This window comes from Dyella sp. KRB-257, from assembly GCF_049445995.1.
Taxonomy (GTDB): Bacteria; Pseudomonadota; Gammaproteobacteria; order Xanthomonadales; family Rhodanobacteraceae; genus Dyella_A.
The window spans coordinates 36,991-50,869 of the sequence record NZ_JBMSDZ010000005.1 but is presented as its reverse complement, the minus strand read 5'-3'; the positions used below and the strand labels follow the sequence as shown (position 1 = coordinate 50,869).

10 protein-coding genes are annotated in these 13,879 nt (G+C 65.9%); 3 read left to right on the top strand and 7 right to left on the bottom strand.

What is annotated here, in order from left to right; translation table 11 throughout:
• Window positions 1-4 precede the first annotated feature (4 nt).
• From ACO2Q2_RS05195 to ACO2Q2_RS05165, 7 genes are all read right to left on the bottom strand, one after another.
• The gene (locus ACO2Q2_RS05195; RefSeq protein ID WP_423254718.1) at window positions 5-1,654 is read right to left on the bottom strand and encodes a hypothetical protein; all 1,650 of its coding nucleotides are present in this window, start codon (window positions 1,652-1,654) and stop codon (window positions 5-7) included.
• Window positions 1,651-2,889, bottom strand: a complete 1,239-nt coding sequence (locus tag ACO2Q2_RS05190) for a PilZ domain-containing protein (protein WP_423254717.1) — start codon at window positions 2,887-2,889, stop codon at window positions 1,651-1,653. Before ACO2Q2_RS05190 ends, ACO2Q2_RS05195 begins: the two co-directional genes overlap by 4 nt.
• Before the next feature lie 38 nt (window positions 2,890-2,927).
• A complete protein-coding gene (locus ACO2Q2_RS05185; protein WP_423254716.1) occupies window positions 2,928-4,472 on the bottom strand; it encodes a glycosyltransferase family 2 protein in 1,545 nt (514 codons plus the stop codon).
• Window positions 4,473-4,488: 16 nt separating this feature from the next.
• Window positions 4,489-5,799: a nucleotide sugar dehydrogenase gene (locus tag ACO2Q2_RS05180; protein WP_423254715.1), complete on the bottom strand. Its 1,311-nt coding sequence runs from the start codon at window positions 5,797-5,799 to the stop codon at window positions 4,489-4,491.
• Between the two features lie 36 nt (window positions 5,800-5,835).
• Window positions 5,836-7,221 (bottom strand): phosphomannomutase, encoded by a 1,386-nt coding sequence (locus ACO2Q2_RS05175; protein WP_423254714.1) that lies wholly within the window; start codon window positions 7,219-7,221, stop codon window positions 5,836-5,838.
• A gap of 21 nt (window positions 7,222-7,242) precedes the next feature.
• Window positions 7,243-8,718: a mannose-1-phosphate guanylyltransferase/mannose-6-phosphate isomerase gene (locus tag ACO2Q2_RS05170; protein ID WP_423254875.1), complete on the bottom strand. Its 1,476-nt coding sequence runs from the start codon at window positions 8,716-8,718 to the stop codon at window positions 7,243-7,245.
• A gap of 669 nt (window positions 8,719-9,387) precedes the next feature.
• Window positions 9,388-9,933 (bottom strand): DUF6496 domain-containing protein, encoded by a 546-nt coding sequence (locus tag ACO2Q2_RS05165; protein WP_423254713.1) that lies wholly within the window; start codon window positions 9,931-9,933, stop codon window positions 9,388-9,390.
• A 290-nt stretch (window positions 9,934-10,223) separates the two neighbouring features.
• On the opposite strand from ACO2Q2_RS05165, the gene ACO2Q2_RS05160 reads away from it, so the two are divergent.
• The 3 genes from ACO2Q2_RS05160 (at window position 10,224) to ACO2Q2_RS05150 (ending at window position 13,863) form a co-directional block, all read left to right on the top strand.
• Complete coding sequence (locus tag ACO2Q2_RS05160) at window positions 10,224-11,708, top strand: MFS transporter (protein WP_423254712.1); 1,485 nt, start codon at window positions 10,224-10,226, stop codon at window positions 11,706-11,708.
• A 212-nt stretch (window positions 11,709-11,920) separates the two neighbouring features.
• Window positions 11,921-12,748 carry a phytanoyl-CoA dioxygenase family protein gene (locus tag ACO2Q2_RS05155; protein ID WP_423254711.1) on the top strand — a complete coding sequence of 276 codons (828 nt, stop codon included), beginning with the start codon at window positions 11,921-11,923 and terminating at the stop codon, window positions 12,746-12,748.
• Window positions 12,745-13,863 (top strand): alcohol dehydrogenase catalytic domain-containing protein, encoded by a 1,119-nt coding sequence (locus ACO2Q2_RS05150; protein ID WP_423254710.1) that lies wholly within the window; start codon window positions 12,745-12,747, stop codon window positions 13,861-13,863. Before ACO2Q2_RS05155 ends, ACO2Q2_RS05150 begins: the two co-directional genes overlap by 4 nt.
• The last annotated feature ends 16 nt before the right edge of the window (window positions 13,864-13,879 follow it).

Below are 13,879 nucleotides of genomic sequence, written 5' to 3'. Positions count from 1 at the left end.
TCCTTCATGGATTCGACGGGCCGGCCTCGGCGAGGCCGGCCTGGGTTGGCAGCAACATCCGTCGCGCCGCCTGTTCTTCGCGCAACAGGCTCTGCGCGGCCTGACGCTGTTGCGCGGTCAGCGCGCCGTTCAACTGGCTGGCGAGCCGGCGAATGCTGCTGCCGCCATTGCGCCCGCCGAGCTGCGCGAACACGTAGGCGTAGACGTGGTTCGGACACACGCCCTTGCCGGACGCATAGAGCCGGGCCAGCGCGCCGTCCGCCGAGACGTAGCCGCGACGCGCCGCATACAGCAGGTGATCGACCGCCTGCCGCGGCGCCACCTCATCGAGATAGCCGAACTGGTACAGCCGGCCGAGGTAGTACTGCGCATCGAGCGCGGTGGCCGGCGTGCGTGCGGCGCGGCGCAGAAGGTCCTGCGCCTTGCGCGGATCGCGGGTGGCGCGGTCGCCTTTCAGGTACAGCTCGCCCAGGTACAGCACGGCGTCCGGCAGGCCGGCCTTTTGCCCAGCCTGCAGCGCGGTCTCGGCGTCGAAATCCGGCGCCAGGAACGGATAGCGCACCACCAGTCCGGCGGCCTCCACACGCGCGTCGACCGAACCATCGGCGAGCCGCGCGACCACGTTCTCGGCCAGGTCGGTCTGCGCGTTGATGGCGGTCGGCGGTAGCTGCGAGGTTTTGTCGTTCCCACCCACCTTGGCGACGTCGACCGGATTCTCCGCACAAGTCCGCGCGGCACCGGTCAGACCGAGCGGCGGCGTTGCCGCGGCGGGTGCCATTTCGTCCGCGTCATTCTCGGGCTGGTCGGATACCGCCACCGGCGCGCCTTCCGCGTCGGCGTCGTCGGGGGTCTCCACCAGCGCACGCACGATGCTCGCCGCCGTCTCTGGCGGCAGCAGACCTTGGCCAAGTTGCGACATCGCCGCAGCGACCATCCGCTGCATGCCCTGCTTGTCGTTGCGCGCGCGCATGTCCCGCAACAGGTCCGCATAGCAGGTCGGTGCCAGGGCCAGCGACTTGCGGCACATCGCCAGCAGGCGCTCGCCGTGTCCCGGCACGTCGCGCGTGTTGCGGTACCAGGCGATCAACGCGCCATTGGTCACCGGCTGGTCGAGCTGCTCGGCCCGGGCGACCAGCATCGGCATGCGTTTGCGCGTGTCGTAAGCGGGGTTGCCCGCGTACAGCTCGATCAGACCGGCCAGCGCTTCCGGATCCTGCCGCTCGTCCCACGCATGGGTGAACAGCTGATCCGCTTCGCCGAGCTGCTCCGGAGCGTCCTGCTGCAGCAGCAGCCGCGCCAGCGGCACCTCGGCCTGCAGCGGCGCCTTCACCGCTGCGGTCCGATACCAGTGGATCGCGTCCTGCACCGACTGCGGGGTGTGCCGACGCGCATACAGGCTGGCCAGCGCCAGCTGCGCCTCGACATAGCCGTGCCGGGCCAGCGGCAGGAAATTGGCCTCCGCCTCGGCGTCGTCGCCGTTGCGCATGGCCAGCTTGCCGCGCGCCAGGTCGGGCATGCCGCCGCCTTCGACCTGCGTGCCGGTTGCACGGGCTGGCACGGTCCGTGCGGTGGCCGGTGCATCCTGCGCACGCGCCGCCGCACCGACCGACAACGCGGCGGCCAGCAGCGTGCAGATGGCGCCCGCGGTTCTCATCGGATGCTGGCGACCAGTTCGCGCACGCGGCGCACACTCTGCCCGACCATGCCGGCGACGTCGTTGCGCGGATCGCCGAGCTGCACGTCGACCGGGCGGTCGATCAGCCCGCGAGGCAACGGATCGTTGGGTTCGATCTGCGTCAGCACGTCGGCGGTGGTGCCGTTCGTAACCAGTCCCTGCATATCATTGGGGCCGCTCTTCTCATCGGCGTTTGGGTTCGGCATCAGGCGTACCTTGCTGATGCGCCCGTAGCGGTCGTGGCTCTCGCCGCTGACGTGGAAGGCGACGGTGCGGCCGATGTGGATGTCGCTCATGGTGTCGAAGTGGAAGCGCGCCAGCACGTACGGCTGGGCGTCGTCCGGCAGCAGCCGTACCAGCGGCTGGTTGCGGTTGACGAACTGCGAGTCCACCACGAACTTCTGCGCCACCGTGCAGTTGCACGGGCTGGACAGCGTGCCCTTGAGGGTTTCGCCCATCAGCTCGGAGAGCTGCTGCGGGGTGAGGTGCAACGAACCTGGGTCGTTCTGCACCACATCCAGCATGGCAGCCTGGAAGGTGCCCAGCGGCTGACCCTTCTTAACCTTGCCGTCCGGTGGGATCAGGCTGAAGTAGGTGCCGTCGCGCGGCATGGTGATGGCGAAGCTGGGCGCGGCTACCTTGCCGGCCACCGCGTGAGTGACGAATATCACGCCATAGAGCTTGGAGAACGCGAACGCGAAGGCGGCCAGGCCGACCAGGAAAAGCAGCCCGGTCATGGTCACTGCGCGCGGCCGCACGCGTTGCGGCTGCCGTCGGGAAATTTCCTTGGCGTTGCGCGGGGTAGAGAAGTTGTTGCGCGACAACGTGGTCAGTACATCGCCAACGCTGACCAGCTCGCCGGCCATGTAGGCATGGATCACCTGCCGCAACAATGCGATCTGGCGGTCGTCCAGATCCTCGAACGCGCAACCAACTCGACCGTGCTGCGGATCGACATTGCAGACACGGAAAGCGATCGGCAGGGTCAGGCCCATCGGGTCCATCGCGAAGCGCAGTGTCGCGCGGTGGATTTGGCCGACGCGGTAGTTTTCGCCGTGCGCATCGAAGCTGAAGCCGCCAGCGGAGATGTCGAACAGCCGATAGCTCTGCTGCTGGCCGCCTGCCTCCATATGCAGGGTGGCAGGTATGCGTACTCTGGGATGCTGGCGCGCGACTTCCGTTTCGTGCACGACTTTGCGGGTTTCGGTGACCATGTTCGGGTTTCCTCGTAGCCTTGGATGGTTGATCGGCCCTACAGGTCGAGCAGGCACATCACCGCCGCGGCGAACACGCTCGCCGCGGAGAAGGTCATGGCCCATGACGACCAGCGGTTGAAACGGTGGTGGAACGCGCTGAGTTCGCGGTTAAGGGTGGTCTTCTGGCGTGTCCAGGACTGCTGGTCGAGACGAAAGAACACGAAGATCTTCACCAGCGAGCCAACCACTTGGTTGTAATAAAGCAGCAGCGGGAACGCCGGCCCGATCCGATGTCCGGAAACCAGCAGAAGCAGCGACATCACCAGCCGCGTGATGCCGACCCAGAGCAGGAAAGTCAGCATGTACACCATGCTGAACTTGATGCTCGCCGCGATCGCCATCGCCAGCCCGAGCAGTCCCGTCCACATCAGCACGCGCTGGTCCAGCAACACGTAATAGGTGAACCAGCCGAGCTGGTGCGGCCCCAGCTGCAGCGCACGACCGTTCTGCCGCAGCGAGTTTCCATACCAGCGGAACATCAGCTTGCGGCTCGCCTTCAGGAAGCGCGGATCGGGTGGGCTTTCCAGCGTACGCACCATGGCATCGGGCACGTAATACGTGTCCCAGCCCAGGCGCATCAGGCTGTACCAGGTGCTCTTGTCGTCGCCGGTGAGAAACTTGAAGCGACCCAGCCGCCAGTGCTCGAGCGCGTCGTTCTGCACGTCGTCAATGAAACTGGGATCGGTGACGATGGAGGCGCGAAACATCGACATGCGCCCGGTCAGCGTCAACACACGCCGGCCCAGCGCCATCGAGCACATGTTCATGTGCCGCTGGGCGAACCGCAGCTTATGCCACTCGCTCATGACGTAGTTGCCAGCCACCTCGCAGTGTTCGTTGGTGGTGAGCCCGCCAACGCTGGGCATCAGCTTGAGGAATGGCGCAGTACGGGCGATTACGCCTTTCTCCAGCACGGTGTCGCCGTCAACCACTGCGACCACTGCCTCCTCGTCAGGCATGTCACGCGAGATGCAGCGGAAGCCCTGTGCCAGCGCATCGCGCTTGCCGGTGCCGGGAATGCGCACCAGCTTCAGGCGTATCCGGTCGGGCGGATCCATGTGCTCCCACAGAGCGAGGATCAATCGCTGGTCGGCCATCTCCACGATCGATGCGACAATCGTTGCCGGTCGGCCGCACTCGATCGCCTCCTCGATCGCCGCCTGATAGACCATGGCAGTGGTGAAAGTCTCGATGCGGAAGCTGGTGATCAGCAGGTAGACATGGGACGGCATCGCTGCATCCCCCATGCGCGCCACCTGGCGACGCGCACGGGGAAATGCCCAGTGCAGGAACAGCATCGCGCGCATGAAGTGCAGCACGCGCAGGCTGTAGCGCCACAGCCCGAGGACGCCAAGCGCAAACACGAAGACGTGCGTGCCCGGAGTAAACGCCTCGCCAGGAAGCATGAGCACCAGCCCTATCAAGGCGCTGATGTAAAGCAGCCATCCGCCAAGGTCGGACAGGAAACGTCTGGCGGCATGCGTCGGCGGACCGCCGGAGAATGCGGACGGATCGAAGAAGCCGCGGGTCGTGTTATGCATGGATGGCACGGCGGCGTTACCAGCAGATGCCTTGCATTTCCGCGGTCGACCGATGCGTCATCAGGCCTACCAGGTCGACCACCTTGCGCTCTCCACGCGAGCCGTTCAGCACCTTCTCGAAGTTGTGGTCGCGCTGACCCACCACCAGCACATCCGAGCCTTCGATGACCTCGTCCAGGTCCGGGTTAAGCAGCGAGGAGATATGCGGAATACGCCCAGTGATGTATTCCCGGTTGGCGCCGTGCACGCGGGCGTACTCGATGTTCTCGTCGAAGATCGACAGCTCGTAGCCCTTGCCGATCAGCATCTCGGCCAGTTCCACCAGCGGGCTCTCGCGCAGGTCGTCGGTCTGTGGCTTGAAGCTCAGGCCGAGCATGCCCACGCGACGGGTGCCGAACGAGGTGACCAGCTCGAAAGCACGCTTGATGTGGACCTCGTTGCTGCGCATCAGCGAGTCGATCAGTGGATGTGGCGCGTCGACCTGGTTGGCGCGGAAATTGAGCGCGCGTACGTCCTTGGGCAGGCACGAGCCACCGAAGGCATAGCCGGGCTTCATGTAGTAACTGGATATGTTGAGCTTGTGATCCTGGCAGATCACGTCCATGACCTCGCGCCCGTCGACGCCGAGCTCCTTGGAGATGTTGCCGATCTCGTTGGCGAAGGCGATCTTGGTGGCATGCCAGACATTGCAGGTGTACTTGACCATCTCGGCGACTTCGACCGGCTTGCGGATCACCGGCGCGGGCAGTTCACCATAGAGCTCCTGCAGAACGTCGCCGGATGCCGCATCCCATTCGCCGATCACGGTCATCGGAGGGGCGTTGTAATCGGCGATGGCCGTGCTCTCACGCAGGAATTCCGGATTCACCGCAAGCCCAAAGTCGCGACCGGCACGCTTGCCCGAGGCGTATTCCAGCAGCGGCGCCACCACGTTCTTCAGCGTGCCGGGAAGCACCGTGCTGCGGACAGCCACGGTATGTCGCCCTGGCTTGTCTCGCATCGCTTCGCCGATCTGCCTGACCACGGTCTGCACGTACTGCAGGTCCAGATCACCGTTCTTCTTGCTGGGCGTGCCGACACAGACCATCGACAGTTCGCTGTCGCGTACCGCCATGGCGGCATCGGTGGTGGCAAGGATGCGACCAGCCTCGACACCGCTGCGAATCAACTCGCCCAGCCCGGGCTCCACAATCGGTGACTCGCCGCGATTGATCAGGTCGACTTTGGTCTGCGCGATGTCCACGCCGATCACGGTGTGGCCGCGGTCGGCCAGACAGGCCGCGCAGACCGCGCCTACATAGCCCATGCCGAAAATGCTGATGCGCATTGCTGATACCTCCAGATCGTGGTCGATGATTGATGGCTATTGCTGTGCTGCGATACGCTCGATTTCACCCGTTCGTCGCCGCATCAGCGCGCTGTCAGCGCGCGCCTCGACGTTCAGGCGCAGCACCGGCTCGGTGTTGGATGCGCGCAGGTTGAAGCGCCAGTCGGCGAATTCCATGCTGAGTCCATCGATCCAGTTCGTTTCCAGCGCGGTGGTCGCGTAGCGATCCGCGACACGCGCCAGCGCAGCATCGATGTCGCGCACCACCATGTTGATCTCGCCGCTGGCCGGATAGGCCTGCATGCGCGCGTCCAGCAGTCGCGAGAGCGGCTGGTCGTTGTCGCTGAGCAACGCGGCGACCAGCAGCCATGGAATGTTTCCGTTGTCGCAATACGCGAAGTCGCGGAAGTAGTGATGCGCACTCATCTCGCCGCCGTAGATGGCGTCCTCGGCGCGCATGCGCTCCTTGATGAAGGCGTGGCCGGTCTTGGACTGGACGGGGATGCCGCCCCCGCGCTCGACGAGCTCGCGCGTGTTCCAGATGAGGCGGGGGTCGTGGATGATCTTCGCGCCGGGATATTGGCGCAGCATCGCCTCGGCCAGCAGGCCGACGATGTAGTAGCCCTCGATGAACCGGCCGTTCTCGTCGAACAGGAAGCAGCGATCGAAATCGCCGTCCCAGGCGATGCCGAAGTCCGCGCCGTGCGCGCGCACGGCCTCGGCGGTTGCCTCGCGGTGCTCCGGCAGCAGCGGGTTGGGCACGCCGTGCGGAAAGGTGCCATCCGGGCGGTCGCGCATGCGCACCAGGCGCAACGGCAGTTGCGGCGCCAGCGCATCGAGCACCAGACCGGCACAGCCGTCGCCGGGATTGGCCACCACCTTCAGCGGACGCAGCCGGTTCACGTCCACGTAGCCGAGCAGGTGTTGCACGTACGCCTCACGGAACGAGGTCGGCGTCATCCGCGCCGCCCCGCCTGGCACCCGCGCGCCGGAACGTTCCACCTCGGCCTGCAGCTCACGCAGGCCGGAATCACCGGAGATCGGCAAGGCGCCGCCACGCACCAGCTTCATGCCATTCCAGTCGGTCGGATTGTGGCTGGCGGTAATCATGATGCCGCCGTCGCAACCGGGCTGGAACGCAGCGAAATAGATCTCTTCGGTGCCGCACAGGCCAAGGTCGAGCACCTCGGCACCGCTCTGCGCCAGGCCGTGCGCCAACGCATTCTGAAGTTCGGGACCGGACAAGCGTGCGTCGCGACCCACGGCAACGCGCTTGGGCGCGAAACGCTTCGCATAAGCCAGTCCCAGGCGATATGCCAGATTGGCATCCAGTTCGCCGGGCACGCGTCCGCGCAGGTCATAGGCCTTGAAGCAGGACGCAGAACGGGCCGGCGTCACCGCCGATTCCAGTACTTGAGCCATGATGATTTTCCCGCGGCCGGATCAGGCGATGGTCATGGTGGTTTCGTCAGACGGCGCGTCGGCGGCTGCGGCCGACTCGATGCGGCCGTAGACATCACTGAAGCGCACGATGTCGTCCTCCCCCAGATACACCCCGGTCTGCACCTCGATCAGCTCCAGCGGAACCTTGCCGGCGTTCTCCAGCCGGTGGGTATTGCCGAGCGGCACATAGGTGGATTGGTCCTCGCTGAGGATGAAAGTCTCGTCTGCCACGGTGACGCGCGCGGTGCCCTTGACGATCACCCAGTGTTCGGCGCGGTGGTAATGCATCTGCAGGCTGAGCTTGTGGCCCGGCTTGACCCGGATGCGCTTGACCTGGAAGCGCTCGCCCTGCGCGATGGTCTCGTACGAGCCCCACGGCCGGTACACGCGACGGTGCGCCTCCACCTCCACGCGCTTGGCCCGCTTGAGTGACTGCACCACCTTCTTGATATCCTGCGCCCGGCTCTTGGGCGCCACCAGCACGGCGTCGTCGGTCTCCACCACCAGGTGATCGTGCATGCCGACCATTGCCACCAGCCGGCTGCTGGCGTGCACCAGGTTTCCGCTGGAATCCTCCAACAGCACATCGCCGTGCGTGCGGTTGTCGTCCGCGTCGCCGCCCGGCATGCGGTCGAGGTAGTCCCAGCAACCGACGTCTTCCCATCCGGCATCCAGCGGCACCAGGGCGATCCGCTGAACTTTCTCCATCACCGCGTAATCGATCGATTCGTTGCGGCAGCGCCCGAACGCGTCTGGATCCAGTTCGTAGAATCCGTTCTCGCGGCGCGCATTTCGCAGGGCAAGTCGTGCCTGCTCGAACGTCTCCGATTCGAGCAGGCGCAACTCGTCGAGGAAGCGCCGGCAGCGAAACAAGAACATGCCGCCGTTCCAGAAATAGCCGCCCGAAGCGAGGAAGCGATTCGCGGTAGCGACGTCGGGCTTCTCGACAAACGCGTCGACTTCGCGCGTGTGACCGACCCCCAGCGGTTCACCGCTGCGGATGTAGCCGTACCCTGTCTCCGGCCGTGTGGGCGTAATGCCGAAAGTGACGATGAAGCCGTCGGCTGCCACCCGCGCCGCCTCCTGCACCGCGCGCTGAAACGCGGCAGGATCCGCAATGTAATGATCAGCCGCCATCAGGAACGCGAGTGCGCCGTCGCCGTGCTCCTTGGCGATGTGGTGTGCCGCGATCGCGGCGGCAGCCAACGTGTTGCGACTTTCCGGTTCAAGCAAGATGGCGGAAGGGTGTACCCCGATGTCATGCAACTGTTCGGCGAGCATGAAGCGATGATCATGCGAGCCGAGCACGATCGGCTTGGCTGCATGCTCGATTCCGGTGATGCGCTGCACCGTTTGCTGGAACAGACTGAGCGGACCTAGCAACGGAAGGAACTGCTTCGGGTACTGCTCGCGCGAGAGCGGCCAGAGCCGCGAACCCGTGCCGCCCGCGAGCAGGACAGGCACAACGGTGGGTATGGGGGCGGAATTCTTCGGCAGCTTGTTTTGGGGTGTGTCCATGCACGCGCCTCTCGATTGGTCGCGGTGGGCCCCCTGTGGCTCCGGCAGATTTTTTTGCAGACATTCCTCGGACGGGAAAAACCGCACCCGTCTTTCCACGATGTCGTCCGTAGCAGAGCGGATGCCATCCGTTGCGGAGCGCCTGCCAGGCGCTCCTCGTTTTAACGCTTTTCCACTGTCTAGCTAACGCTTCTGCGGGCTACATAGAGAAGCCTCGCCGGTGATTTCCAGATGAATTTTTCCTGGGGCGTTGTAGCGATATTCGAGCAGGGTTCAGTGATGTGGAGAATTCGTCTACATGCACCAGCCGGCCCTGGACATTTCCTCAACCGCATTCAGCGCCGTGTCGCGCGACCGAAGAAATGCAGCGCTCGGAAAACCCGCTTCACTGACGGCGCGGCAATGTTCAGCACAGCTCCATCGAAAATTTCCCGATGGATTTCCGTGATCAGGTCGCCTCGAGGACTTGTTGTTGCGCCCCAGGAAGTCGCCACTCAGTTCATCGGCGTGAGCGGCCACGGTCGGCATGGCGGCAGCACGGCAAGTAAAAAGATCGATGCACTGGCCCCGCACCCGCGCTCCGACGCCATGAAGCGCGGGTAACAAGGGTATCGAGCTCGCGATCGCTCAGTGCGCGCGGTTGCGCGAGCGTGTCCGCGCAGCCTTCTTCGCGGCGGCAGAACGACCCGCGGCGCCCTTCGTGCGCGCCGCCTTCTTGGCTGCGTCGCTGCGATCGGCCGCGGAGCGTTTTGACGCTGCCTGATGCCCCTGGCGTGACAGCGCGCGTTTGGAAGCCGCCGCGCTTCCTTCCTTCTTCAGCGCGTCGGTGGCGGCGCGGCTGCGGGTGGCCTTTGTCTCGGACGACTTGCGCGCTGCTGTCTTCCTGGTCGCCGACTTACTGGTGGCGGGCTTCTTTTTTGTTGCTGACTTCTTCGTCGAAGATTTCTTGGTCGCTGCTTTTTCCGCGGCCCTGCCTTTGGCGGGGACATTCACCCCTGCCCTGCGGGCCTCCGACAGGCCGATCGCGATGGCCTGCTTGGCCGATCGCGCACCGTGCTTGCCCTCACGCACGTGCTCGATCTCCTCGCGAACGAACTCCCCCGCCTGCGTGCTGGGCGACTTGCCCTCACGCTTGTCCTTGCGGGCTCGCTGGATGGCGCTCTTGCTCGGCATGGTGCTCCTCCGCGTCGATGGAAGGCACGATGCTGCGACGCGCAGCGTGAACCGTCAGGCAAGAAACACCTCAGGCCGCGCCATGCCAGGCAGGGCGTTCAGGCGTTCGATATAACGACTTTCTGTAATCGATCAGGCCGCGCGGCATGGATGAATACGTATGCAGCCGCTGGTTGTTGCACTGCGATACTGCATACCTTCGGGCGGCTTCGTATCTCCAGGAGAATTCCCATCCGCCCGTCCAGCTCATCCAGCCATGTCCCCGTAACCACGCCAAGCCGGCGCCACCCATGAGGAGCCGGCCCGATCTGTCGTTCAGCCAGATATGGAACATGTGCTTCGGCTTCCTCGGCATCCAGTTCGGCTTTGCGCTGCAGACCGCCAACATCAGCCGCATCTTCCAGACCCTGGGCGCGCCGCTGGAGCAGATTCCCGTGCTGTGGGTGGCCGCGCCGATCACCGGCCTGGTGGTGCAGCCGATCATCGGCTACTGCTCCGACCGCACCTGGACCCGGCTGGGCAGGCGCCGACCCTATTTCCTCGGCGGCGCGCTGCTTGCGACGCTGGCGCTGCTGTGGATGCCGCATGCCGGCACGCTTTGGACGGCTGCCATGCTGCTGTGGCTGATGGACGGCACCTTCAACGTGGCGATGGAGCCCTTCCGCGCCTTCGTCGCCGACCAGCTCCCGGAACGCCAGCGTCCGCAGGGCTACCTGCTGCAGAGCTTCTTCATCGGCGTGGGCGCGGTGATCGCCTCCATGCTGCCGTGGCTGCTCGCACAGGTGGGCGTGAACAACATGGCGTCGGGCGATGGGCTGCCTGACACCCTGAGATACGCGTTCTACACGGGCGCGGCGGTCATGCTCGGCGCCGTGTCGTGGACCGTGCTGCGCACACGGGAGTATGCGCCGGAGGAATTGCAGGCGTTCGACACGGTGCCCGCCATGGCGCTGCCGGATCTGCGCGGCATATGGCGCAACGGCGCCACATGGCTGCTGACCGGCATCGGCGCCGCGTTGGCGATCCACCATCTCGAACTGCGGCAGGAGGCCTATCTGCTCGCCGGCGGCCTCGCCGTCTACGGTCTGCTGCTGATCGGCTACAACGCCGCCCTTGCGCTGCGTCCCGCGCTGCAGTCGCGGCGGGGCATGCTCGGTCACGTGCTGGGCGACCTGCATGTCATGCCCGCGGCAATGCGCCAGCTCGCCTGGGTGCAGCTGTTCTCGTGGTTCGCGCTGTTCTCGATGTGGATCTACGCCACCGCCGCCGTCGCGCAGGTGCAGTACGGCACCACCGATCCGCACTCGGTCACCTTCAATGAGGCCGGCAACTGGGTCGGCGTGCTGTTCGCCGCCTACAACGGCTGCGCCGCGCTGGCTGCCTTCGTCATCCCGCGCATGGTGCGCCGGTGGGGCCTGCGCGCCAGCCACCTGGTGAACCTGTGGCTGGGCGGCGCTGGGCTGGCGTCGTTTGTATTCATTCGCGATCCGGACTGGCTGCTGCTGCCGATGGTGGGCGTGGGCTTCGCCTGGGCGTCGATCCTGGCGCTGCCCTACGCGATGCTCTCGGACAACCTGCCGGCGGCGAAGATGGGCGTGTACATGGGCATCTTCAATTTCTTCATCGTGATCCCGCAACTCGTGGCTGCCAGCGTGCTGGGCGAATTGCTGAAGCGGTGCTTTCACGATGAGCCGGTGTGGGCGCTGGTAGTCGGCGGTGCCAGCCTGTTCGTGGCGGGGCTATGCACGTTGCGGGTGCGGTGCGCGTCGGGCTGATCGCGGTGCAGGAGCCCGCCCTGCGGGCGATAAATGAGGCAACGAAGCGAAGAGCATTCGCGCACAGGGTGCGCTCCTACGGGTCCGGGCGCAGGTCATGAATCCGATAGTTCCCCGTCGCCATTCGACACGCTTTGCCGATGCGCGGCGGGAGCGCGCTTCCTAGCATGGTTCCATCGCGCGGGCCATCGCTCGCCTGGCAGGAATCCCGCATGACCATCGGCCTCGATCGCCCGTATCCGCTCTCCCCGCAGCAGGTCGCCGACTACCGTCGGGACGGCTTCATCAAGCTCAAGAACGTGTTCGACGCCGACGAGCTTCGCCACTACGGCGAGGAGATCACCCGTCTCACCATCGCGCTGAACACGCAGACCAAGCCGCTCGAAGAGCGCAGCACCTACGACCGCGCCTTCCTGCAGGTGATGAACCTGTGGGAGCAGAGCGACACGGTGCGCGAGTTCGTGTTCGGCAAGCGCCTGGCCGGCATCGCCACCGCACTGATGGAAGTGGACGGCGTACGGCTGTACCACGACCAGTCGCTGTACAAGGAGCCGGCCGGCGGCATCACCCCCGCGCACGCCGACCAGTACTACTGGCCGCTGGACAGCGACCGCACCATCACCGCCTGGGTGCCGCTGCAGGCGGTGCCGCAGGACATGGGTCCGCTGGCGTTCTTCGCCGGCAGCCAGCACGTGGAATTCGGCCGCGACCTGGGCATCTCCGACGAGAGCGAGAGAGCGATCACCGCGAACATGGAGGCGCACGGCTTCCGCGTGGTGGACGAGCCGTTCGAACTCGGCGAGGTGAGCTTCCACTCCGGCTGGACCTTCCACCGCGCCGGCCCCAACCGCTCGACCCGGCCGCGCTCGGTGATGACGGTGATCTACATGGATCGCGACATGCGCCTGAAGGCACCGGACAATCACATGCAGCAGGCGGACTGGGAGCGCTGGTGCCCGGGCGCGGTGGTCGGCAAGGTGATCGACACGCCGAAGAATCCTGTGCTGTTTGAAAACGGGCTGCCCGAGCACATCGCATGAGCACCGACGTCGTCCGCGGCCGCGCGATCATCGCCGACGGCGAGGGCCGTTTCGCCATCGACACCATCGAGATCGACCCGCCGGGACCCGGCGAGGTACGCGTGGCGATCACCGCGGCCGGCGTCTGCCACACCGACCACGCGTCGCTGCACTGGCCGGGACCGCTGGTGATGGGCCACGAAGGCGCCGGCTACGCCGAGTCCATCGGCGAGGGTGTGGAAGGTCTGCAGATCGGCCAGCCGGTGCTGCTGAACTGGGCAATCCCCTGCGGCCACTGCTTCCAATGCGAGCGCGGCGCCGCATCGCTGTGCGAGCGCACGCTCGAGCTGGACGTGCCGCGCCTGGGCAGCAGCCGCGCGCATGCCGGCGCCACGCGCTGGCGCGGACGCCCGGTGGAGCGCGCGTTCCACCTCGGCACCTTCGCCCACTACACCCTGGTGCGCGCCGAGGCGGTGACGCCGCTGCCCGCCACGCTGCGGCTGGATGTGGCCTGCATCCTCGGCTGTGCGGTGATGACCGGGGTGGGCTCGGCGGTGAACGTGGCCGCGGTGGCGCCCGGCGACACCGTGGCCATGCTCGGCTGCGGCGGTGTGGGACTGAACGTGATCCAGGGCGCGCGCATCGCCGGCGCCCGCACCATCGTCGCCATCGACCGCGTACCGGCGCGACTGGAACGTGCCCGCGCATTGGGTGCCACGCACACGCTGGCACCGCACGAAGGCGACCACGATCACGCGCGACTCATCGCCGAGGTGCGCGCGCTCGCCGACGGCCACGGCGTCGACCACGCCTTCGAGGCCACCGGCGTGCCGACGCTCGCTTTCCTGCCGCTGAAACTGGCCCGCAACGGCGGCAATGCCCTGCAGCTGAGCGGCGCGCACGGTCCGGCCCCGCTGGAACTCACCGACCTGTTCTGGAACAAGCGCTACCTCGCGCCGCTGTACGGCGGCTGCGTGCCTGCGCGCGACTTCCCGCGGTTGTTCGGCTGGATCGGTGAAGGCCGGCTGGAAGTCGATGCGCTGATCAGCCACCGCTACCCGATGGACGCGCTGGAAAGCGCCTTCGACGACATGCTGCAGGGGCGCAGCACCAAGGGCGTGCTACGCATCGCATGACAAAGTCCATGACAAC

What these genes read in the sequence shown, in the direction of transcription:
- ACO2Q2_RS05175 (WP_423254714.1), bottom strand. Translation starts at nt 7,221, where the DNA reads ATGGCTCAAGTACTGGAATCGGCGGTGACGCCGGCCCGTTCTGCGTCC.
- ACO2Q2_RS05150 (WP_423254710.1), top strand. Translation starts at nt 12,745, where the DNA reads ATGAGCACCGACGTCGTCCGCGGCCGCGCGATCATCGCCGACGGCGAG.
- ACO2Q2_RS05180 (WP_423254715.1), bottom strand. Translation starts at nt 5,799, where the DNA reads ATGCGCATCAGCATTTTCGGCATGGGCTATGTAGGCGCGGTCTGCGCG.
- ACO2Q2_RS05185 (WP_423254716.1), bottom strand. Translation starts at nt 4,472, where the DNA reads ATGCATAACACGACCCGCGGCTTCTTCGATCCGTCCGCATTCTCCGGC.
- ACO2Q2_RS05195 (WP_423254718.1), bottom strand. Translation starts at nt 1,654, where the DNA reads ATGAGAACCGCGGGCGCCATCTGCACGCTGCTGGCCGCCGCGTTGTCG.
- ACO2Q2_RS05165 (WP_423254713.1), bottom strand. Translation starts at nt 9,933, where the DNA reads ATGCCGAGCAAGAGCGCCATCCAGCGAGCCCGCAAGGACAAGCGTGAG.
- ACO2Q2_RS05160 (WP_423254712.1), top strand. Translation starts at nt 10,224, where the DNA reads ATGAGGAGCCGGCCCGATCTGTCGTTCAGCCAGATATGGAACATGTGC.
- ACO2Q2_RS05190 (WP_423254717.1), bottom strand. Translation starts at nt 2,889, where the DNA reads ATGGTCACCGAAACCCGCAAAGTCGTGCACGAAACGGAAGTCGCGCGC.
- ACO2Q2_RS05155 (WP_423254711.1), top strand. Translation starts at nt 11,921, where the DNA reads ATGACCATCGGCCTCGATCGCCCGTATCCGCTCTCCCCGCAGCAGGTC.